The following is a 20042-nucleotide window of genomic DNA, read 5'->3' on the forward strand; positions in this document are numbered from 1 at the left end:
AGGCGCGCCGAGGCGGCCGATGCCGTCGATAGCAGTCCCAGCGTCACTTGACCGTTGCTTACTGGTTAACCACGAGAAACCGGACGTCCTGGGACGCCTCACGCGTCCGGGGGCTGAGCGTACGAGTCTGCGGTAGAGGGCCGAGGAGGACCTAGCGACAGCGTCGTTGCCATTTATGGCCCAACTCCCTCATGACGATGAGACGCATCTGCGGTCATTCGGCGATCGGTAGGCAGAGTAAGCCTCAAGTCATCGCCTTCTACGCCCGCAACGGCCTGCGCCTAACCAAATTGATGAGCTGTATCAAAACTACATAATCACTGGAACTTCAGCGATTGCGGCCTGCCCGCGAGAGGGTTGTAGAGGCTAGGAACTTCAACGCCCTCCTTGACGAGGCGTCCATAGGCCAAAGTGCCCATCAGACGAACAGCGAGGCTTGCAACCTTTACTCAGCGTCTATCAGGCGGATACAGTCGTGGCATGCCTTCGCGGAGAGTTGTCCAACCTTTATTAACCTGGGATGACATCGCTGGCGCCGCTGATCTTCCGATCGAGGCCCGGGATCTTCTAGAAAGGATCCTTACTCAATATCAAACTAGGGCCGACAGCGTCGAACTCATTGGAGACAGGCGTTGGTTCCTTAAGCATGTGTCGGTCCGTGGACACATTGGAATCGGCGAAGAGGCACTTTCTTTTTCGGTTCCGCCAGTTCCTGGAGTCATTTTTATCTCTGCGCGCAACGGCGTCGGGAAGACCAGCTGTGCGGACGCGATTCGCTTCGTGATGAGCAACGGCAACGCTCGTAGCTATAAGGTCGTTGATCGAAATGTCCATTTCGGATCGCGAGATATTCGAGTCGTTGTCACCGATGGTGACGTTGACGCAACGCTCGGGTACAGCCCGGATCGTGGAATCTTCTACGAGGCCGCGAGCGGTGAATCGCGGCCGGTATCCGCTGACTGGGAGAAAGAGTTCGCGCGATTTCGGCCGGTATTGTTGTATCCAGAGATCTCGTCGGTAATTAGCGAGCCATCTCTTCTGCATGTGTTCTTGGGCGAAGGGTTGGCTCTTGATGTTTTGGTCCGTCTACTTGAGGACGCAGGCAAGATCGACCGTGATTCGAAGGCAGCAGAACGCCGAGTAGCTGCGGCTGCGGGGGCGATGCGCGAGGAGTTAAAAAGTCTGGCGCCAGATCATCAATTGCATGATCTGGTGTCGCAGTTGCGACCGATGCCAACTATCGGTGAAATTTCCGCGATAGAAGCTGCAATTGCCGCCTTACCAACGGCGCAATCCCCTTCGATTGACAATCTCTCGCCGCGGTGGAGTGTTGACGACGTCCGCGCCGCCGGCCTTCGAGGCAGTGCTAGCGAACTCGAAGGAAGCCGCACTAGCCTAGTTCCAGACGCGCATGAGGCGTACAACGCGCTAGCCTACCTATCTTCGGCCCGCGAGTCGTCGTATCTAGATTCATACTTGGAATCTGACGAATGCCCGGTCTGTGGAAGTGTGGAACGTCAGTGGTCGGCGAAGGTTCGGGAATCTGTCGACCGTCTCCGCAGCAATTTAGCTCGAGTTCATGGTTTGGAAGCGAGAATTCGCGTTCAATGGGAAGAATTCCGCAATTCGTCGATCCCGTCACGAATTTCCGAGCAAACCAAAGCGCTCTTAAATTATCACGGAAAAACGGAGATTGCAGCTGAGTGGGATGAGCTAGTCGCGTTAGTTGAAGGTATACATCCTGAAACCTTCTCGACAGACCTTTTGGATGCTGTATGTACGCGGTCAGCAAATTTGGCCGAAGTGTACGAGTCTTTCCGATTGTCTGTAGGAAATGAGGAAGCAAGTAAGCAGCAGAGTTCAGTTCGAATTCGAATCGCTTTTGACCAGTGGAAAAATGCGTTGAAGGAAGACGGTCAGGCAGTTCGCGACCTTGACGCAGCTCGTCGATTGGTGAGGTGGGCTGACCGTAAGCTTAGAGATGCGCGGCAGGCGCTCTTTGAGCCGATAGCAGACGAGGTCCGTCGACTCTGGACCGACCTTAGTGCCGATTCGGACTTGACGGTCTCTGGGCTTCGTCTGGCGGGTGGTACTCGCGCCGCAAAGAAGATCGAGATCGACATCCTTTTGTCCGGTATCCCCGTTGAGGCGGGTGCGGATACTATGGCGGTTCTTAGCACGGGCCAACGAAATGCCCTGACGCTGGCGACGTACTTCCCGAGAGCTGCGCAGGACCACAGCCCATTTCGCTTCCTGCTGCTCGACGATCCGGTCCAGGCATTCGATCCTTGGCGCGTCCGGTATCTGGCTAGGCTAATCGCGGCGTACGCCGAAAGATTTCAGATTATCGTCATGAGCCACGATGACAGACTTTGGGCAGAACTGTCGAATCTTGGCGTCGTGCGGCATCATATTCGCCTGGACAGGCCGGTTAATGAGCTGTCGAGAGTGGTCGCTGCTGAGACCAGTCCTGGTCTTCAATACCTACTCGACCTTGAAAAGGTTGTCGAGTCGGAGCATAGATTCCCCGTTGGGACTGAGCGTGCTGCAACTGCAATGGTCTTGGCAATGTGTCGGCTGGCAGTTGATACTGAAGTCGGGATTCGGCTGGAGGTTCTGGGCCGTCGTGCAGGGCTTGATGAGCTAGAGATCTCGGGCGACAGGGATGCTGCGGTGGATACCCGAAGTCAGATCGACCTCCTCAATAGATATGCATCGAGGTGTGGACTGGGCGGTATCGACGTGGCGCTGCATAAGCCGACCATCGATGCGCTAAATCGCGGATCCCACGGACAGGCCGTTAACGGGGCGAGGGCGAGCAGGCGGCACTGGATTCGAACTACGCGAACGCTGGTCGTTGCGATCCAGGCTTTAGAAATTCAGCATGGCGTGCAAGTCGATGGGTTCGGCCATGACTAAGGGGTCTTGGCATCGCGTCGATCTCAACGACTTGGCGAGTGCCTACGAATCATGGCCCGGATCGGGATATACGAAGGCGGCAATGCTTGCCCTTGTTCTGAGGTTAAGAATCGAGAGGGTCGTCGAGGGATTGCCCGCCGCAATCGTTCGTGCTCCTGGTCGAATAGATAATTTGCATCGACGGCTGCTCCTGGCTATCGGCGAGTCGAGCCTGACGCGTAATGATAGACAGCGACGAGATCGTGTGATTAGGGCCGCGATACGGGCTCACCAGCAAATATGCAGCGTTCTGCATGGACGGGACCTTGGGCGGTATCCACAAGTGGTCGATCTTTACGAATGGCTGAGAGTTGTTGAGGCTCTTGAGGCGGAGCTTAGTGCCAAAAGCTCCATGCCGGATGCCGGGATTTAGGCATATGGGGCATTTGGCCTGTTTGAGTCCAAATGGCCAGCGGTGGTGCGGTGCCGTACGATAGACAGTGGCGCAGCGGTACAATGACCGCTGCGCCACCAGAAGAAATGTTCACGGCTGCTAGATCAACTTCCTACGGTCATCTTGCAGCCGCAAACGAGCCCGGAGACCGGGCTACGTACATACAGCTTTGATGTTCGCGCTCCGTCCTGGACGTAGCGCTGACGCCTCGCTGTGTGTACGTAGCCACCGTACAGCAGCCTGTGCATCTGTCGCCAGACGGGTGGTGTGGGATACTCGACGGTTTGGTTGGCCGGGCAGGAACTGGGAGGTTCCTGTGACTGTCCGTAGCCATCGTGGGTCCGCGTTGGCGGACCCCTTCGCCGAGCCGTTCGCCGTGCTGGCGGAAGCCTTTGGCGAGGTTCTCGTCGTCGTCGACACGCCGGACGTGCGGTCCATGATTCAGGGGTCGGTCAAGCCCTGCGCGGGCAATCAGCATGACTGGCCGGGTGACCTTGGACTGGAAGATGATCCGGTTTGCGGCAAGTGCTACCTGGAGTATGGGCAGTGGACGCAGCCTACGGGTCGCCAGGGCCAGCGCAAGGTGTGAGTGCATGCGGCGGTGGGCCGTTGACTGGCCCACCGCCGCGCTGGCTGCCTCGCAGCTACGCCTGCGTTGTTGAGTTCAAGTAGGCAACTGTTAGCTCCACCTCTGGAAGCCCCCTGATGACGCAGGGGGCTTCCGCCGTTGGAGGTGTCGTATTCCCCGCGCACCGGCTTCGCCGGTGCTCCCCGGTGGGGGAGCTTCGCTCCACCCACACCCCCTCAAACCCACAGCGGCGCCGACTGTTCACATGAGGCGCCCGGTTGCCGTACAAGGACGTCCCGGCAGATGCCCACAGTAGGCAAGCCACCTTCAACACGTCCAGCCATGACCCGAATACATTCCGCTATCGTGCCATCCGCGTCAGAACAGCACTCCGAAGCCTGGGATCTCGGCCACCTCTTGCGGCGTGTAGAGGAAACTGGCCAGCAATACGGCCTGGGCGGGAAGGTCGGGTGCACGCAACCGGAGCGGAACGTTCTCGAAGAGCGTCAGCACCAAACTGAGTTCCGGGAGTTCGGGCAGAAACTCCGCGATCGACTGGTGGTGGAACGACGACCACCGGTGGTCGACGGAAATGAGCAAGCGGCGGTTCGTGAGCGCTACGCGCGTGGTGTGGGTGTCCCGCCACCTCGGCTCGGCGCTCTCCCGGCTCACCCGGTTACGGATCGTGGACCCCACGACTGCGGTCGGGGACAGGTAGGACGTTGGGCTCTCATGGAGATACGTGTCTTCGCCGTAGAATCGCGAATACTCCATGGGTCCGTCGGCGTACGCGTATTCACCGTCATCCAGACGAAGCGACGTGGCGACCGGTTCGATCAGTCCACCGCTCACGATGTGCTCGTAGAGACGCGCGGCCTTGAGCAGTGCCTCGTCGATCTGCTCCGCGTCAAAATCCCCGGGCCGCCATCCAGGCTCCACGAGCACCTCCAGACATCGATGGTAGTGGGCGGGCAGCGTCACCCCCACTCCGCAGCGGCGCCGACTGTTCGCATGAGGCGCCCGGTTTGCTGTGGTACTTCGGCCGCCCGGCGTCAACGACACCCTGAACGCGTCGCGGGTGCTAAGCGGGTCCTCTGAAGTTCTGCGCGTAACTGCGGGGTAGCCAGGGTGAGCTCCATGGTGCGGCGGTGGTCAGCATCTGGTCGGGTGTTCGTCGTCGGAAGAACACGCGTGCTTGGTGGATGCGTTCGGTCCAGGTGACCGCGGTGTTGGCCAGGTGCGCTGCGAGCGCTGCCCAGATGCGTTCCACCGGGTTGTCGTGCGGGCTGTACGTGGCGCCGTAGAGCAGGCGCAGCCGTGGATGGTCATGGGCCCATTGCCGGACTCTCACGGCGTGGTGGATGTTGTCGTTGTCGCAGATGACCGCCACGGTTGGGGCGGTGGGGTAGGCGGTCAGCAGCAGTTGCAGCATGGCGGTGAACCCGGCGGCGCTGCGGCGGGCCCAGAGGTACCAGCAGGCGCCGGTGGTCACGTTGAGGGCGCCGTAGATGGTGGCCCGTTGGTTCTTGCCCGGGGTCATGACCTGGTGGCGGTGTCCGTGCAGGGTCCAGGTGGCGCGCACGGCCGGCAGGAGGTCGAGGTGGGCTTCGTCTTCGGCGAGGACCACGGATCCGGTTGGGAGCCGGGCGATACGGCGGCGGATGCGGGCGCAGATGCGGTGGTGGTCGGGGTCGCCTTTGGCGACGAGGCGGGGTCGTCGCCAGTTGGCCACCGTGCGGGTGCGTCGCCAGAGGGTGCGCAGGCTGATCCTGGGCCGGCCCAGGTGCTGCCAGAGTCTTCGGATGGTCCACGGTCCCGGTGTGGCCAGCAGGCTGGTGATACGGGTGGTGAGGGCTGGGCTGCCGAGGCGGGGCCGTCCTGGTCGGGGCCGGTCGGGCAGGCCGGGAATGCCGTCGGTGTGGTAGCGGTGCAGCCAGCGGCGCACGGTGGCTGGGTGGTAGTCCAGCAGGTCGGCGATCTGTGCCGGGGACCAGCCGGCGGTGGACAGCACGACCATGATCAGGCGGGTGGCGGTACGCCACCGGCCGTGCAACAGGTGCATGATCTGGGCTCGGGCGCTGTCGGGGACTTCGGCGAACACGCGGACAGGGCGCATAATGGACACGACCTTGCCGGTCTTGTTGTGGTGTGTCTTCTACTTCCATCATCAACAGCCGGCAAGGCCGTGTCGTCTTCGCCCCTGGCGATCTACCCGCGCCCGGTTACGCGCAGAACCTCTGTCAACCCGCTTAGATCCGGTCGTGGGTGCCGATCTGTTCCTGCTCCGGTGAGGGCTCCGGGCGGCTCTCGTCGATCATGCTCATGACGGTGAGCGCGATGGCTCGGACTCCGAATGCGACCGCGGTGAACACGCCCAGCTGGATCGGGTCGATCCCGATGTCGCTGTCGACCGCGATGGAGGGATCTGTCGTCACCACGCTGGCGATGCGGTACTGGGCGATTGTCAAACAGATTGCCAGCAGCGTGATGGCGGTCGCCATGGCGGACCGGCGAGTGGCCCCGGTCGCCAGCCACACCGCCGTGCCGGTCGCGACGCCGAGTCCGGCGGTGACCATCACGGAGTCGGCGACGTCGATCGACAGGGCCGATCCGGTACGCCCGGCGAGTGCCGCCTGCAGGCACATCACGCCCAGCAGCAGGCCGACCGCCGTTCCTGCGCCGGCTGTCCACACGGGATGCGGGTGCTTGGCGACCAACCAGAAGACGCTGGTCGTGAACGCCACCGCGATCACGGTCAGGGCCATGCTCGGGGCCAGGAAGAAATGGACCTGGTAGTCATCCATGTGGATGGCGGTGGCGGCGACGAAGAGCATGTCGTCGCGGGCGGTCTCGACCAGCGCCCACGACGCCATCAGCACCAGCAGGAAACGGCTGCCCGCCGACCGCCGCTGGTCGGTCATCCGGACCAGGCAGAACACGGCCAGCAGGCACCCGACACCATTGCCGAGGAGAACGCCGAGGACGTACCAGATCTGATGGTCCACAGCCTGCTCGGCCTCCTTGCGGATGCGACTCTGGTGCGGATGAGAATGCCGTTTTGCCGGCAGCGCGCATACCGTACCTTGCCGCCGCCACCTCATTGAGGCCCGAGATGCGACGTGCCGGTGCCGGGCCCGATCACGCACGCGGGTTCGCCGTGGAGGTCTCGGATTTCCCGGCGGTTGTCGGTGCTGAGGGATCAGACCGCGAGAAAGTCGACGTCGTATTTTTGGATGTGGGCGTCGCGGGTGACCAGCGTGAGTTCTTCGAGCTGGGCTTGTGCGATCAGCATCCGGTCGAACGGGTCGCGGTGGATGAGGGGGAGACGACCCGCGGCGATGGCGTGGGCGGACGTGATGGGCAGGTCCCGGAAGCCGCTGGCCTGGATGCGCTCCGGCAGGTCCGCCGGCTGGAGCTTGCCGATGGATTGCTTGATGGCGACTTCCCAGATCGTGGCCGGGCTGATGTAGACGTTGAGATCATGGTCGAGGCGTTCCTTGACGTCCTCGGCCAAGGTGTCGTCGTCCGTCAGCCACCACAGCACCACGTGGGTGTCAAGCAGCAGGCTCACCGCGTCAATCCGAAGTCGTCGGCGATGCTGTCGCTGACGGCCGGCGAGTCCCAGTCCTCGGCGGCGACGAGCTGGCCCGCCAGTGAGCCCCGGCCCGTGCGCTTGATGCGCGGGTGGAGCGGGATCACCTTGGCGACGGGGGTGCCGGCGCGGCTGATGATGATCTCCTCGCCGTGCTCCACACGCTCGATGATCCGGGACAGGTTGGTCTTCGCGTCGTGGATGTTGAACTGCGGCAGGACCGCCTCGCTCGACATGGGCACCTCCTTAGCTAGCAGCTTAGTCCGGTTTGCGGGAGTCGTCGCAAGGCCCATCCAGCGGGTCAGGGCTGAGCGTGACGGGGCGAACCGCGGCCCGCCGCAGCGCGGCGAATCGTCATATGAGTATATGATGTCTACTGTGTCGACCGGGCCTTGAGGGCGGGGTGCATCGCCACTGGCTGGTTAGTACCTTGCGCTCGGCGAGATGACGGACCGCATCGAGCTGCTCGACGGAAGTCTGTTGGTGGGCCCGGCGCCGAGCAAGCGGCACCAGCGGCTTTCGTCATTGCTGTTCGTAGCGCTCGACCGGGCGGCGGTCGAGGCGGGACTGCTCGCGTTGGAAGCGGTGAACGTCCGGCTGCAGAGTGGTCGGATCATGATTCCCGATCTCGTCGTGGCGGATACCGACGAGGACGGCGTGGTGATCGATGCTTCCGACGTGGTCTTGGCCGGCGAGGTCGTTTCTCCTGGCAACGCCGGCACCGATCGCCTGGTGAAGATGGAGTTGTATGCCAAAGCCGGAATCAGCCTGTACCTGCTCGTCGAGCAGGACCCGTCGGATGCTGTGACGTTGCAGGTGTTCCGGCTCGACGGTGCGCACTATGTGGAGTACGCGGCGGCGAAGTCCGGCGAGGTGCTCGCCGTCGATGAGCCGTTCGCGTTCGAGGTCGATACGGCCGATCTGCTCCGCCGCGTGTCTCGGCGGCTCACCTGAGCGGGTTCAAATAGACCGGCGACTGTTCCGCGCGGACAGTCCGGTCCGCGACGCGGCGGGCCGTGTGGCAGGGATTCATCGGTATCGTGGCTGGGTGATCGAGCTGTTGTTCGAGCCCGGTGACCTGGCTCGGATCCGGTTCGCGCGGTCGCCCATGTACGAGCTCATGAGCAGCCTGCGCATCGCTGATCACGCAGACCGGGTGCGGATGCACCAGCCGTGGCTCCGGTCGGTGCGCGGGGGCGTGGCCGGGTTGCGGCTGGAGCTGTTGCGGCCGTTGCTGGCCGATCCGCGGTACGTGCCCGAGTTCCTGATGCCGTCGCCGGACAGGATGGACACCAGGTTCGGCGAGGAACTGGACAAGATCCGGGCCACGCCCGACGCACAGGTGCGGGCGCAGTTGGACCTGCTGGGCGGTGGCGCGCCGCTGCCTGGGGCGTTGCAGGCCCTGTACGACGACCCCCAGCGCCAGCTCGGCCGGCTCGCCGCCGAGGTGCGGGCGTACTGGCAGGTCGCGATCGAGCCGATCTGGTCGCGGCTGGCGGGACTGCTCGACGCCGAGGTGGGGTACCGCGCGGACCAGATGACGTCCGGCGGGATCGTGCGGCTGCTGGGCAACCTGCACCCGGAGCTGGAGTACGCCGAGGACGCGCTGCGGATCCTCTGGCCCGGGTGGCAGTCGCAGAGCCGGCTCGACGGGGCCGGGGTGCTGCTGGTGCCGTGCGTGTTCGCGTGGCCCTCGCTGCTGGTCGACACCAGCCCGCAGTGCCCGACGCTCGTGTACGCCCCGCGCGGCGTCGGTCAGGTCTGGGACGGCTCGGCCCGGTCGTCGTCGCCGCCGGTCGCGGACCTGCTGGGGCGTAGCCGGGCGGAGCTGCTGGCGCGGCTCGACCTGCCGCTGTCCACGACGCAGGTGGCCCGGGATCTCGGGCTGAGCGCGGCCTCGGTCAGCGAGCACCTGTCGGTGCTGCGCCGCTCCGGGCTGGTCACGTCGCGCCGGTCGGGCCGGCAGGTGCTGTACCAGCGCACCGCCCTCGGCACTGACCTGCTGGGCGCCGGGTCGGGGGCGAGGATTCGGTGAGCGCCGAATCGTGGAGCCGCCGCGCCCGCTGAGCCGACCATGTCCGGGACAGCCCGACGGACGGGACAGCCCGACGGACATGAAGGAGACCCAGATGCGCGTGGTGAAGACGCTGGCCCTGGCGGCCGCGATCGTGGCGGTGACGGCGGTGCCGGCGGCCGCGTCCGGCCCTGGCGGCGGCGGGTGGGAGCCGACGAGCACGCCGCCGTTCGTCATCCCGGCCGGGGACGTGTGCGCGTTCGAGGTGAAGGGCGACATCGTCCGGGACCGCGAGCGGATGCGCACCCCCGCCACGTACCCGGACGGGTCGCCGAAGGTGCAGGACTTCGAGGGCGTCCTGGTGATCCGGTACACCAACACGAGCAACCACAAGTCGGTCGTCCGCGACGCGACCGGCTCGATCCGCGTCTATTACCTGCCTGACGGGACGAGGATCTCGCAGCTGCGCGGGCACAACGCCCTGCCGATCAAGGCGTCCAACGTGGGCTTCCCGGGCGGCGACTACATCACCCGCGGCGACTTCGTGGTGATCCGTCACCCGGACGGCAGCCGGGAGGTGCCGGTGCAGCTCGGCACGATGGAGAACCTCTGCGTCACCCTTGCCTAGCCCCACGGCCGTAGCGACGGGCTGGCAGACTCGCGGCATGGATCTTGGACCGCTGCGGGCGGCGATCGATGAGGCCGCCGCCGACGTGCCGCCGGAGCTCGCCGAGGCGGTGATGGCGCTGGTACGTCCAGCCGTCGAGCTGGCCGTCGTCGAGTACGGCGAGGACGAGGCCGACGAAGAGGAAGCCAGCGAGGACGAAGCCGACGAAGACGAGGACGGTGAGGACGACGCGGGGGTGCTCGCCGGGGAGTACGGCGGGCTGCCGGTCGGGGACGAGTGGCCCGTGTTCGAGGGCGAGCCGCTCGTCCTCGTCGCACGACTGGACTGCGCGGTCCTCGCCGGGCTGCTCGGGCCGGTGTGGACCCTGCCCGCCGACGGCAGCCTGCTGTGCTTCAACGACCACCGGCACCGCGACGGCGACGGGGCCTGCCGGGTGCTGCACGTACCGGATGGAGCGCCCACCATGCAGGCGCCGGACGGGGCGATCGTGATCCCGGCGCTGCCGCTCGGTGCGTGGCCCTGCCTGTCGGTGCCCGAGCTGATGGCGGCGGAGCTCGACGAGTGGCGCTCGCGGGACCTGCCCGGGGTGGCGGACGTGCTCGACGCGTTGCGGCCGGTGGTGCCGTACACGCCGCATCAGGTGCTCGGCCGGCTCGACGACTCCTACTACCCCAGGCTCACCGGGGTGGTGCCGTTGCTGCAGCTGGAAGGGGAGCGGGGCACGTCGTGGGGGGAGTGCGTCCGGATCGCGTTCGTGCTGCCGGAGGAGGACCTCGCGGCCGGGCGGCTCGACCGGGTCCGCGTCGTGTACGAGACCGCGTGATCGGGGCCGGTCGTCCGGAATTGGATCTCGCAGGTGCCGCGGCGGTGGTCGTACCGTCGCAAAATGACGCTCATCGCGCACGTCAGTGACCCGCACCTGGCCGACGACGGCGGCCGCAGCGCCGGGCGGGTGGAGCGGGTCGTGGACTACCTGCGGCGGTTGCGTCGGCCGGTCGACGCGGTGCTCGTCACCGGGGACATCGCCGATCACGGGCTCCCGGCGGAGTACGCGGCAGCGAAGGCGTTGGCGCGGGTGGGCGTACCGCTGCTGCAGTTGCCCGGCAACCACGACGAGCGGTCGGCGTTCCGGCAGGCCCTGCTCGGGTCGGCCGCGGGGGCCGGGCCGGTCGACCAGGTGGCTCGCGTCGGCGACCTGACCTTCGCGCTGTGTGACTCGTCGGTCCCTGGGCGTGACGACGGCTGGCTGGCGCCGGCGACCCTCGCGTGGCTGGACGGGGTGCTGGCCGGTGGCGCGCCGACGTTCGTGTGCTTCCACCATCCGCCGGTGACGATCGGGCATCCGGACATGGACCGGCTGCGGCAGTTCGGTGAGGAACGGCTCGCCGAGGTGCTCGGCCGCCACCCGAACGTCGTCGCGCTGCTGTGCGGGCACATCCACAGCGCCACGGTCAGCACGTTCGCCGGGGTACCGCTGCTGGCCGCGCCCGGTGTCGCATCGACGCTGGTGCTTCCGTGGGAGGGTGACGGCTGGCTGGACCGCGAGGCGCCGCCCGCGCTGGCGTTCCACCTGTATGAGGACGGCCGCCTCACGACCCACTACCGGCTCGTGCCCTGAGTTTTTTGTCGTACCTGGATGAGAGGCTGTGCCCAAGCGACGTTAAGGGGGCAGGGCATGGCTGAGCGGACGCCTGTGACGCACACGACGATCTACGACGACGACTGGACCGACCACCACGCGGTCGGGCTGGAGCACGCCCGGGTGGCGTTCGTCGAAGTCGACATGTGCGAGGCCACCAACGAGCGGTCGGTGTTCACCGAGTGCACGTTCACCAACGTGCGGTTCAACTGCTCGACGCAGACCGACGTGGCGTTCCTCAACTGCACGTTCGTCGGCTGCAACTTCTTCGACGCCACGTTCACCCGCTGCAAGCTCGTCGGCAGCGTGTTCGACCGGTGCACGTTCGAGCTGCTGAAGGTGCAGGAGGGCGACTGGTCGTTCGTCGCGCTGCCCGGCGCCAGGCTCGGCACCGCCGAGTTCACCGGCGTCCGGATGCGTGAGGCCGACCTGACCGGGGCCCGCTGCGAGGGCGGCGCCTTCCGCGATGTCGACCTCTCGGGCGCCGCCCTGCAGAAGGCCGACCTGACCCGGTGCGACTTACGCGGCAGCGACCTGTCCGGCCTCGACCCTCTGACCACGGAGCTGCGCCAGGCCATCATCACCGCCGACCAGGCCACGACGATCGCGGTCGCACTCGGGCTGGACGTCAGGGCGGCCTGACCCGGCGGCTCCGCCCCGGGGCCGGGGGCTGGGTGTAGGTCGGGTGTGGCGCCTGCCGGGGCCGCGGTCGCTGTTGTCATCGCGCCGTGGCTGTCGTTGCCGTGGCGTGCGCCGTCGCTGTTGCTTCGGCGTGCGCCGTGGTCGTTGTTGCCCGGGCTGCTCGGTGCGTCGTGGTCGTTGTTGCCTGGGCTGCGTCGTGACTGTGGTTGCGGCGGTGTGGAAGCCGGGCGGCGCAGCGTGCAACCGCAGCGGCGGCAGGGTGCGTCGAAGTCGCGACATGCCGGGCAGCGACAGCCGGGCGAGGGAGGACGTGGATGCGAGCCGAGGCGCAGCGCGAGTACGTCGAGTACGTGACCGGCGCCATGCCTTCCCTGCGCAGGTTGGCGTACATCCTGTGCGGGGACGAGCACCGCGCGGACGACCTGGTGCAGCAGGCGATTACCAAGCTGTATGTGAACTGGCAGCGGATCCGGGCCGTCGAGCACCTGGACCAGTACGTGCGCACGATGGTGGTGCGGGGGTTCATCGACGAGCGGCGGCGGTTCTGGTTCCGGGTGGGGCTGACGGCCGAGCCGCCGGACGTGGGCAGGGCGGAGGCGCCGGCGGCGGGGGTCGAGGAGGCCATCGTCCTGCGGGCGGCGCTGGCGAAGGTGCCGCGGCGGCAGCAGGCGGTGCTGGTGCTGCGGTTCCTGTGCGACCTGTCGGTGGACGAGGTCGCCACGATGCTCGACTGCTCGCCCGGGACGGTGAAGAGCCAGACCGCCCGCGGGCTGGCGACCCTGCGCCGGCACGTCGAGCAGACCGACCTGGCCGACACGCGGAAGGGACGATGACGGTGGAGTTCGACGAGCAGGACGGCGCGACGCTGCTGCGGCCGCTGGACCGTGGGCCGCGCGGTGCGTCCACGGTGGACATCGCGAAGGCGATCGCGGACGGTGACCGGCACCACCGGCGGGTGCGGCTGGCCGGGTCGGCGGGGGCGGCGGCGACCGTCGTCGTCGTGGCGGTCGCCGGCTGGACGGTGGTCGCGGACGGCCCCCAGCGCACGGCACCCCCAGAAGGCGCGGGGCAGAGCGGCGGAGCGGCCGGTCAGAGCGCCGGTCAGAGCGCCGGCGCCGGTAAGGGCTGTGTCGTGCAGCGGCTGCCGGTGCCGGCCGGTGAAGGGGAGAAGGGAATCGTCAGCGGGTCCGACCCGAGCGGCAGGTACATCCTCGGCCGGACGTATCCGGACGGACGGCCGTCGACCGTGGTGTGGCAGGGCCCGCAGGTGCGCAAGGTGCCGATGCCCGGCGACGATCCCGTGCTGAGCGACGCCACGTCGACCGGGGTGCTGGTCGGGTCGAGCCTCACTAAGCAGGACACGAGCACGGCGTGGGTGTACCGGAACGGGGAGTTCAGCAAGCTCGTCGGCGCCGACGCGCAGGCGCTCGCCATCAACGAGCGGGAGGTCATCGTCGGGTCGGTGCAGGGCCGGCCGGCGATGTGGGCGTCGCCGACGGCGGAGCCCACGATGCTCGCGACACCGGTCAGCGGGATGACCGGGCAGGCGTCGGGAATCGACGAGGACGGCACCATCGTCGGCACCCTCGGCAGCGGCGAGGCGACGGCGGGCCTGGGCTACGTGTGGTCGCCGGACGGCACCCCCCGGAAGCTGCCCCAGCCGTCGGTCAGGGGCAACCCGGCGGGCATGTACAACGCCAGGACGATCAGGGACGGCTGGGTTTCCGGTTGGGCGGCGTACGACGAGCCGAACCGGGGGCCCCGGTGGATCGGCACGCCCCGGTGGAACCTGCGCACGGGGCACCTCGACACCACCGACGGCCTCCTGACGGTGCTCAACGCGCAGGGGCGCCTGGCCGGGCCGTCGGCGCTCGTCGCCCCGGACGGCTCGACGGTGCCGCTGCCGCTGCCGGAGGGGTACGACGCCTCGACCGACTCGGTGGACACGAGGGCGCTCAGCGACGACGGCACGATCGTCGCCGGCTACGTGTCCGCCCGCGGCGGTGGGATGAGCTACGAGCCTGTCGCGATCGTGTGGCGCTGCGGGGCGACGTGACGGCTGGTCGCCCGGCGTGACGGCCGCGCGAGGTGACGCCTGCCCGACGTGACGGCCGCGCGAGGTGACGCCTGCCCGACGTGACGGCCCGAGGGGCGCCGCGGGGCCGTGCGGAGTTGACCTGGAGCGCGCTCCAGCTGACAGCCTGGGGCGCATGACGGAAACGAGGAGACTGGGCCGCAGCGGCATCGAGGTCAGCGCACTGGGGATCGGCTGCTGGGCGATCGGCGGGCCGTTCTGGGCGGGCACGCCGGCGAGCCCGCAGCCGCTCGGCTGGGGCGAGGTCGACGACGACGAGTCGGTCCGGGCGATCCGCCGCGCGCTCGAGCTCGGGGTCAACTTCTTCGACACCGCCAACGTGTACGGGGCCGGCCACAGCGAGAAGATCCTGGCCCGGGCACTGCGGGGGCGGCGCGACGAGGCGGTGATCGCGACGAAGTTCGGCGGCACGTTCGACGAGCAGACCCGGTTCGTCGGCGCCGACGACGGCTCGCCCGAGGAGGTCGGGCGGGCCGTGCGCGCGTCGCTGCGGCGGCTCGGCACGGACCGTGTCGACCTGTACCAGCTGCACATCAACGACCTGCCGGTCCCGCAGGCGCTGGAGCTGATCCCGGCGCTGGAGGATCTCGTCACGCAGGGGTTGATCCGCGCGTACGGGTGGAGCACCGACTTCCCGGAGCGCGCGGCCGCGTTCGCGGAGGCGGGCGTGCACTGCGCCACGGTCCAGGCGGACCTGTCGGTGCTGCGGGGCTCGTTCGGGGTCATCCCCGTCGCCGACGAGCACGACCTGGGCGTCATCACGCGCGGGCCGCTCGCGATGGGGCTGCTCAGCGGGAAGTACACCGCCGACTCGAAGCTGCCCGAGGACGACGTGCGGGGACTCAGCCCCGAGTGGATGACGTACTTCACCGGCGGGCGGCCGTCGGCGGAGTTCCTGAACCGGATCGACGCGGTGCGCGACGTGCTGACCTCCGGCGGGCGCACCCTCGCGCAGGGCGCGCTGGCGTGGTTGTGGGCGTACAGCGGCCGGACCGTGCCGATCCCCGGCTGCCGCACCGTCGCGCAGGTCGAGGAGAACGCGGGCGCGCTCGCGCACGGGCCGCTGAGCCCGTCCGAGCTGGCCGACGTCGAGAAGCTGCTGGGCAGGTAGCGGGAGCCGGCGCGCCGGGAGTGCTGTCCGGCGCGCCGGCGATCGTCAAGCTGCTGGGCAGGTGGCGGGGCCCAGCGCGCCGGCGGATCGTCCGCGGCTCACCCGGTCGGTGACAGGACCCGCTCCGGTTCCACCGTGGGTTTGCGCGTGCGGAACGCGACGATCAGCAGTACCCCACCGGCGAACGCGACCAGAGCGCCCGTGGTGGCCGTGATGTGCAGCGCGGTCATGAACGCGTCGTCGGCGGCGGCCGCCAGGTCGGGGCGGTGCAGCTGCTCGGCGACGGCGCGGGTGTGCTCGGCCGACGGGGCGGCGGCGTCGCGGGCCGACGGCGGCAGGCCGGCGAGCGAGGGCGTGATCCGGTCGCGGTAGGTGCTGGCCAGGATCGTGCCGAGCAGCGCGATGCCCAGGACGCTGCCGACCTGCCGGACCGTGTTGTTGACCGCGGAGCCGGCGCCCATCCGGTCCAGCGGCAGCACCGCGATGACGGCGGCCACGGTCGGGGCGATCGCCATGCCCATCGCGATCCCGCTGACGAACCCGAGGGTGCAGAACCACAGCAGCGGCGTGTCGAGGCCGAACGTGAGGTTGGCCAGGAAGGCGGCGGCCACCACGAGCAGGGCGCTGCCGCTGACCGGGCCCACGCCGTAGCGTTTCGCGAGGCGGGCGCCGATGCCGGAGCCGAGCGCGACGCCGACCGCGCCCGGCAGGAACGCCAGGCCGGTGCTGAGCGCCGACATGCCGCGGGCGCCCTGCAGGTAGAAGTTGCCGTAGAACATCTGGCCGGTGATGCCGAAGAACAGGGTGGCGAGGGCGAGGTTGCCGGCGCTGAAGCGGCCGTTGCGGAACAGCCGCGGGTCGAACGACGGCGACGCGGAGCGCCACTCGACGATCGTGAACAGCGCGAGGACCGCGAGGCCGCCGAGCACCGGTGCCCACACCTGCCAGCGGGCCCAGTCGGTGTCCTGGCCGGCTTCGATGAGGCCGTACGCGAGCAGTGCCAGCCCACCGGTGGACAGCACCAGGCCGAGCGGGTCGGGGCGGCGGCGCTGGGCGAGCTTCGGGTTGGGCACCACCAGCAGCACGCCGACCAGGGCGATCGCGACGACCGGCAGGTTGACCAGGAACACCGACCCCCACCAGAAGTGGTCGACGAGCACGCCGCCGAGCAGCGGGCCGAGCGCGACGCCGACGCCGCTGGACGCGGACCAGACCGCGATCGCGCCGGCCCGCCGCTCCGCCGGGAACGTGGCGCCCAGGATCGCCATCGAGGTCGGCATCATCATCGCCCCGCCGAGGCCCATCAGGCCGCGGGCCAGGATCAGGCCGGTCGCGTCGCCGGCCCAGGCGGCCCAGATCGAGGCGGCGCCGAAGATCACGAGCCCGGCGACGAGGACCGTGCGGTGCCCGTAGCGGTCGCCGAGCGCACCGGCGGCGAACAGCGCGGTGGCGAACAGCAGCGCGTACGAACCGACGGCCCACTGCAGCTCACCCGGGGTGGCGCCGAGACCGGTCCGCGGGTCGGCGATGCGCTCCAAGGCGATGCCGAGGATGGTCGTGTCGATCCAGATCAGTACCGCGGCGAAGACGAGCACCGACAGCACGCGGCGCTGCTGGGGTAGGTTGATTGACAGGTCCCTGACGGTCATGGCCTCACTGTGGCAAGAATGTCAGGTACCTGTCAATAGTGTCCACGGCGCACAATGGTCGGGTGAGTACCGAAGACGCCTGCTCCACGTTTCTCGTCCGGCACGCGTGGCTGAGCCTGCGCGGGGTGGTCGCCGAGGCGCTGGTCGAGCACGACCTGTCGGTGGCGCAGTTCGCCTCGCTGCTCCTGCTGCGCGAGTCCCCGGGCATGTCCGTCGCCGACGTCGCCCGGAAGGTCTCCACTGCCCGGCAGTCGGCCAACGAGATGCTCGGCGGCCTGGAGCGGGCCGGCCTGGTCGAGCGCCGCCAGCACCCCACCGACCGGCGGTCCCAGCAGATCTTCCTGACCGGTGCCGGCCTGGAGCGCCTGGAGGCGGCCCTGCCGACCGTGCGGGCGGTGGAGGCGCGGCTCGCGGCCGGGTTCAGCGAGTCGGATCTCGCCGCCGTCTCCGCCTGGCTGCACCGCATGGCGGCCGCATCATCCGGGGTGAAAGAGGAGATTCCGACCCTCTGACCTGGACATTTTGTGTTCCAGGTCACACCATAAAGGGACTGACGTACTCGCGGCGGAGGTGCGTCCCATGGAACTGCTCGGTGGCATCCAGCGGATGGAACACGCGATACAGACGCCGGTAGGGGATCCGGCCTGGCGTCCGGCGGTCAGCCAGGCCGTCGCCCAGCTCAAGGCGGCGTTCGCCGCGCACGTGCGGGAGACGGAAGGCCCATCCGGGCTCTACGCGGGCGTCCTCGGCGACGCGCCCCGGCTCGCCCGGGGACTCTACGGGCTCGTCGGCGACCACGAGACCGTCTGGGAGGCCCTGGACGACCTCGAAGGGCACCTCGACGAGATCGACCCGGTGCAGGACGGCGCGCCGGGCACGTTCGGCTTCCGCCACGAGGTCGTCCGCCAGGACGCGGCCCGCCTCATCCGGGAGGTGTGGCAGCACCGGCAGCGCGGTGCCGACCTGCTCTACGAGGCCTACGACACCGACCTCGGCGGCGAAACCTGACGGTCCCCTTACGGTGCCCGGGCGACGGGTGCCCGGCGCCGCGGCGCGCTCTACGCTCGGACGATGGGGCAGCGTGTACTGGTCGTCGATGACGACCCGACCGTCAGCGACGTCGTGCGGCGGTACCTGGAACGCGAGGGCTTCGCGGTCGAGCTGGCCGGCGACGGGCAGCAGGCGCTCGACGCGTACGGCACCGAACGCCCGGACCTCGTCGTGCTCGACCTCATGCTGCCCGGCATCGACGGGCTGGAGGTCTGCCGCCGGCTGCGCGAGCAGGACCGCACCCTGCCGGTCATCATGCTGACCGCCCTCGGCGAGGAGTCCGATCGCGTCCTCGGCCTGGAGATCGGCGCCGACGACTACGTCACCAAGCCATTCTCACCCCGCGAGCTGGTCCTGCGGGTCCAGTCGGTGCTGCGCCGCGCCGCGCCCGCGCAGGCGTCCGGCGAGCTCGTCGACGGCGCGCTGCGGGTCGACGTGGCCCGGCGCACCGCCACCCTGCACGGCCGCGAGCTGGCCCTCACCGTGCGCGAGTTCGACCTGCTGGTCTTCCTGATGCGCAACCCCGGCCGGGTCCTGCGCCGCACCGAGCTGCTGCAGCAGGTGTGGGGCTGGACGTTCGGCGACCAGTCGACCGTCACCGTCCACATGCGACGCCTCCGGGAGAAGGTCGAGGACAACCCCGCCGAGCCGCGCCGCATCCTCACCGTGTGGGGCGTCGGCTACCGGTACGAATATGCGTGACGTCCTCGCCACGTTCCTGATGGCCCTGGCCGGCTCCCTGACCGTCGCGGTCGTGGGCCTGCTGGTGCTGCGCGGGCCGCTGCGGGGCCGCTCCGTGACCGCGCACATCGTGGTCCTGCTGCTGGTCACCGTGCTCAGCGTGCTCGCCGGCATCCTCGGCGCGTCGATGGAGATGTTCATCTCCGACCACGACCTGCACGTGCTGCTCATCGTCGTCGGCACGGCCGCCACCGTCAGCCTCGCCGCCGGGCTCTGGGCCGGGCGGCGCCTCGCCATGGCCAGCATGTGGGCCGCCGAGGCCCGCGAGCGGGAGCGGGAGGCCGAGGCCCGCCGCCGCGAGCTGGTCGCCTGGGTCTCCCACGACCTGCGCACACCCCTGGCCGGGCTGCGCGCCATGACCGAGGCGCTCGAGGACGGCGTCGTGTCCGACCCCGAGACCGTCGCGGACTACCACCACCGCATCAGCGCCGAGACCGACCGGATGGCGGCCCTCGTCGACGACCTCTTCGAGCTGTCCCGGATCAACGCCGGCGCGCTGCGGCTGACCCTCGCCGAGGTCCCGCTCGGCGACGTCGTCTCCGACGCGATCGCCTCCGCGACCCCGCTCGCCGCGGCCGCCGGGATCGAGCTCGTCGCGGCGTCCAGCGGCTGGCCGACCGTCCGCGGGTCCGTCCCGGAGCTGTCGCGCATCGTCAACAACCTCATCCGCAACGCCATCCGGTACACCCCGCCCGACGGCACCGTGGTCGTCACCGGCGGCCAGGACGCCACCGGCGGCTGGCTGGCCGTCAGCGACACCTGCGGCGGCATCCCCGACGCCGACCTGCCGCGCGTGTTCGACGTCGCCTTCCGCGGCACGACGGCCCGCACGCCCGGCCGGGACGCCGGCGGCGGGCTGGGGCTCGCGATCGTGCGCGGGCTGGTCGAGGCGCACCAGGGCGACGTCGCTGTGGCCAACGAGGGCGACGGGTGCCGGTTCGTCGTGCACCTGCCCGCGTAG

At 68.4% G+C, this 20042-nt stretch carries 21 protein-coding genes; 15 read left to right on the forward strand and 6 right to left on the reverse strand.

What is annotated here, in order from left to right; translation table 11 throughout:
• The first annotated feature begins 480 nt into the window (after positions 1-480).
• Together AB0H83_RS31140 and AB0H83_RS31145 are read left to right on the forward strand one after the other, a co-directional pair.
• Positions 481-2919: an AAA family ATPase gene (locus AB0H83_RS31140; RefSeq protein WP_360101093.1), complete on the forward strand. Its 2439-nt coding sequence runs from the start codon at positions 481-483 to the stop codon at positions 2917-2919.
• A 779-nt stretch (positions 2920-3698) separates the two neighbouring features.
• On the forward strand, positions 3699-3941 hold the full coding sequence (locus AB0H83_RS31145; RefSeq protein WP_360101096.1) for a hypothetical protein: 243 nt from the start codon (positions 3699-3701) through the stop codon (positions 3939-3941).
• A 357-nt stretch (positions 3942-4298) separates the two neighbouring features.
• Here AB0H83_RS31145 and AB0H83_RS31150 read toward each other — a convergent pair whose 3' ends face one another.
• The 5 genes from AB0H83_RS31150 to AB0H83_RS31170 all read right to left on the reverse strand — a co-directional run bounded on the left by AB0H83_RS31150 (position 4299) and on the right by AB0H83_RS31170 (position 7748).
• Entirely contained in the window at positions 4299-4901 is a 603-nt protein-coding gene (locus AB0H83_RS31150; protein ID WP_360101099.1) for a hypothetical protein, read from the reverse strand.
• Between the two features lie 100 nt (positions 4902-5001).
• Complete coding sequence (locus AB0H83_RS31155) at positions 5002-6036, reverse strand: IS630 family transposase (RefSeq protein WP_360101102.1); 1035 nt, start codon at positions 6034-6036, stop codon at positions 5002-5004.
• 133 nt (positions 6037-6169) lie between these two features.
• Positions 6170-7021, reverse strand: coding sequence for a hypothetical protein (locus AB0H83_RS31160; RefSeq protein WP_360101105.1), 852 nt, complete (start codon positions 7019-7021; stop codon positions 6170-6172).
• A 98-nt stretch (positions 7022-7119) separates the two neighbouring features.
• Complete coding sequence (locus tag AB0H83_RS31165) at positions 7120-7491, reverse strand: type II toxin-antitoxin system VapC family toxin (RefSeq protein WP_360101108.1); 372 nt, start codon at positions 7489-7491, stop codon at positions 7120-7122.
• Complete coding sequence (locus tag AB0H83_RS31170) at positions 7488-7748, reverse strand: type II toxin-antitoxin system prevent-host-death family antitoxin (RefSeq protein ID WP_360101111.1); 261 nt, start codon at positions 7746-7748, stop codon at positions 7488-7490. Before AB0H83_RS31170 ends, AB0H83_RS31165 begins: the two co-directional genes overlap by 4 nt.
• 208 nt (positions 7749-7956) lie before the next feature.
• On the opposite strand from AB0H83_RS31170, the gene AB0H83_RS31175 reads away from it, so the two are divergent.
• From AB0H83_RS31175 to AB0H83_RS31215, 9 genes are all read left to right on the forward strand, one after another.
• Entirely contained in the window at positions 7957-8466 is a 510-nt protein-coding gene (locus AB0H83_RS31175; protein ID WP_360101114.1) for a Uma2 family endonuclease, read from the forward strand.
• A gap of 94 nt (positions 8467-8560) precedes the next feature.
• Complete coding sequence (locus AB0H83_RS31180; protein WP_360101117.1) at positions 8561-9547, forward strand: helix-turn-helix domain-containing protein; 987 nt, start codon at positions 8561-8563, stop codon at positions 9545-9547.
• Positions 9548-9641: 94 nt separating this feature from the next.
• Positions 9642-10154: a hypothetical protein gene (locus AB0H83_RS31185; protein WP_360101120.1), complete on the forward strand. Its 513-nt coding sequence runs from the start codon at positions 9642-9644 to the stop codon at positions 10152-10154.
• Positions 10155-10191: 37 nt separating this feature from the next.
• Positions 10192-10977, forward strand: a complete 786-nt coding sequence (locus AB0H83_RS31190; protein WP_360101123.1) for a DUF1963 domain-containing protein — start codon at positions 10192-10194, stop codon at positions 10975-10977.
• Positions 10978-11040: 63 nt separating this feature from the next.
• Positions 11041-11772, forward strand: a complete 732-nt coding sequence (locus AB0H83_RS31195; RefSeq protein WP_360101126.1) for a metallophosphoesterase — start codon at positions 11041-11043, stop codon at positions 11770-11772.
• Between the two features lie 57 nt (positions 11773-11829).
• Positions 11830-12435: a pentapeptide repeat-containing protein gene (locus AB0H83_RS31200; RefSeq protein WP_360101129.1), complete on the forward strand. Its 606-nt coding sequence runs from the start codon at positions 11830-11832 to the stop codon at positions 12433-12435.
• Positions 12436-12749: 314 nt separating this feature from the next.
• Entirely contained in the window at positions 12750-13268 is a 519-nt protein-coding gene (locus AB0H83_RS31205) for a SigE family RNA polymerase sigma factor (protein ID WP_360101132.1), read from the forward strand.
• Positions 13265-14491 carry a hypothetical protein gene (locus AB0H83_RS31210; protein WP_360101135.1) on the forward strand — a complete coding sequence of 409 codons (1227 nt, stop codon included), beginning with the start codon at positions 13265-13267 and terminating at the stop codon, positions 14489-14491. Before AB0H83_RS31205 ends, AB0H83_RS31210 begins: the two co-directional genes overlap by 4 nt.
• 154 nt (positions 14492-14645) lie before the next feature.
• On the forward strand, positions 14646-15641 hold the full coding sequence (locus tag AB0H83_RS31215) for an aldo/keto reductase (protein ID WP_360101138.1): 996 nt from the start codon (positions 14646-14648) through the stop codon (positions 15639-15641).
• A gap of 98 nt (positions 15642-15739) precedes the next feature.
• Here AB0H83_RS31215 and AB0H83_RS31220 read toward each other — a convergent pair whose 3' ends face one another.
• Positions 15740-17290, reverse strand: coding sequence for an MFS transporter (locus tag AB0H83_RS31220; protein ID WP_360101141.1), 1551 nt, complete (start codon positions 17288-17290; stop codon positions 15740-15742).
• Between the two features lie 62 nt (positions 17291-17352).
• On the opposite strand from AB0H83_RS31220, the gene AB0H83_RS31225 reads away from it, so the two are divergent.
• The 4 genes from AB0H83_RS31225 (at position 17353) to AB0H83_RS31240 (ending at position 20042) form a co-directional block, all read left to right on the forward strand.
• On the forward strand, positions 17353-17802 hold the full coding sequence (locus tag AB0H83_RS31225; protein WP_360101144.1) for a MarR family transcriptional regulator: 450 nt from the start codon (positions 17353-17355) through the stop codon (positions 17800-17802).
• Positions 17803-17869: 67 nt separating this feature from the next.
• Positions 17870-18298, forward strand: coding sequence for a hypothetical protein (locus tag AB0H83_RS31230; RefSeq protein ID WP_360101147.1), 429 nt, complete (start codon positions 17870-17872; stop codon positions 18296-18298).
• A gap of 63 nt (positions 18299-18361) precedes the next feature.
• Positions 18362-19042 carry a response regulator transcription factor gene (locus AB0H83_RS31235; protein ID WP_360101150.1) on the forward strand — a complete coding sequence of 227 codons (681 nt, stop codon included), beginning with the start codon at positions 18362-18364 and terminating at the stop codon, positions 19040-19042.
• Positions 19035-20042, forward strand: a complete 1008-nt coding sequence (locus AB0H83_RS31240) for a HAMP domain-containing sensor histidine kinase (protein ID WP_360101153.1) — start codon at positions 19035-19037, stop codon at positions 20040-20042. The genes AB0H83_RS31235 and AB0H83_RS31240 overlap by 8 nt, the downstream gene beginning before the upstream one ends.

Source organism: Dactylosporangium sp. NPDC050688 (genome assembly GCF_040654515.1).
Taxonomy (GTDB): domain Bacteria; phylum Actinomycetota; class Actinomycetes; order Mycobacteriales; family Micromonosporaceae; genus Dactylosporangium.

Excerpts from the sequence above, each read along its gene's own strand:
- AB0H83_RS31220 (WP_360101141.1), bottom strand. The coding sequence starts at position 17,290 with ATGACCGTCAGGGACCTGTCAATCAACCTACCCCAGCAGCGCCGCGTG.
- AB0H83_RS31140 (WP_360101093.1), top strand. The coding sequence starts at position 481 with ATGCCTTCGCGGAGAGTTGTCCAACCTTTATTAACCTGGGATGACATC.
- AB0H83_RS31160 (WP_360101105.1), bottom strand. The coding sequence starts at position 7,021 with ATGAGGTGGCGGCGGCAAGGTACGGTATGCGCGCTGCCGGCAAAACGG.
- AB0H83_RS31235 (WP_360101150.1), top strand. The coding sequence starts at position 18,362 with ATGGGGCAGCGTGTACTGGTCGTCGATGACGACCCGACCGTCAGCGAC.
- AB0H83_RS31190 (WP_360101123.1), top strand. The coding sequence starts at position 10,192 with ATGGATCTTGGACCGCTGCGGGCGGCGATCGATGAGGCCGCCGCCGAC.
- AB0H83_RS31185 (WP_360101120.1), top strand. The coding sequence starts at position 9,642 with ATGCGCGTGGTGAAGACGCTGGCCCTGGCGGCCGCGATCGTGGCGGTG.
- AB0H83_RS31195 (WP_360101126.1), top strand. The coding sequence starts at position 11,041 with ATGACGCTCATCGCGCACGTCAGTGACCCGCACCTGGCCGACGACGGC.
- AB0H83_RS31155 (WP_360101102.1), bottom strand. The coding sequence starts at position 6,036 with ATGCGCCCTGTCCGCGTGTTCGCCGAAGTCCCCGACAGCGCCCGAGCC.
- AB0H83_RS31215 (WP_360101138.1), top strand. The coding sequence starts at position 14,646 with ATGACGGAAACGAGGAGACTGGGCCGCAGCGGCATCGAGGTCAGCGCA.
- AB0H83_RS31170 (WP_360101111.1), bottom strand. The coding sequence starts at position 7,748 with ATGTCGAGCGAGGCGGTCCTGCCGCAGTTCAACATCCACGACGCGAAG.
- AB0H83_RS31230 (WP_360101147.1), top strand. The coding sequence starts at position 17,870 with ATGGAACTGCTCGGTGGCATCCAGCGGATGGAACACGCGATACAGACG.
- AB0H83_RS31175 (WP_360101114.1), top strand. The coding sequence starts at position 7,957 with ATGACGGACCGCATCGAGCTGCTCGACGGAAGTCTGTTGGTGGGCCCG.
- AB0H83_RS31205 (WP_360101132.1), top strand. The coding sequence starts at position 12,750 with ATGCGAGCCGAGGCGCAGCGCGAGTACGTCGAGTACGTGACCGGCGCC.
- AB0H83_RS31240 (WP_360101153.1), top strand. The coding sequence starts at position 19,035 with ATGCGTGACGTCCTCGCCACGTTCCTGATGGCCCTGGCCGGCTCCCTG.
- AB0H83_RS31210 (WP_360101135.1), top strand. The coding sequence starts at position 13,265 with ATGACGGTGGAGTTCGACGAGCAGGACGGCGCGACGCTGCTGCGGCCG.
- AB0H83_RS31200 (WP_360101129.1), top strand. The coding sequence starts at position 11,830 with ATGGCTGAGCGGACGCCTGTGACGCACACGACGATCTACGACGACGAC.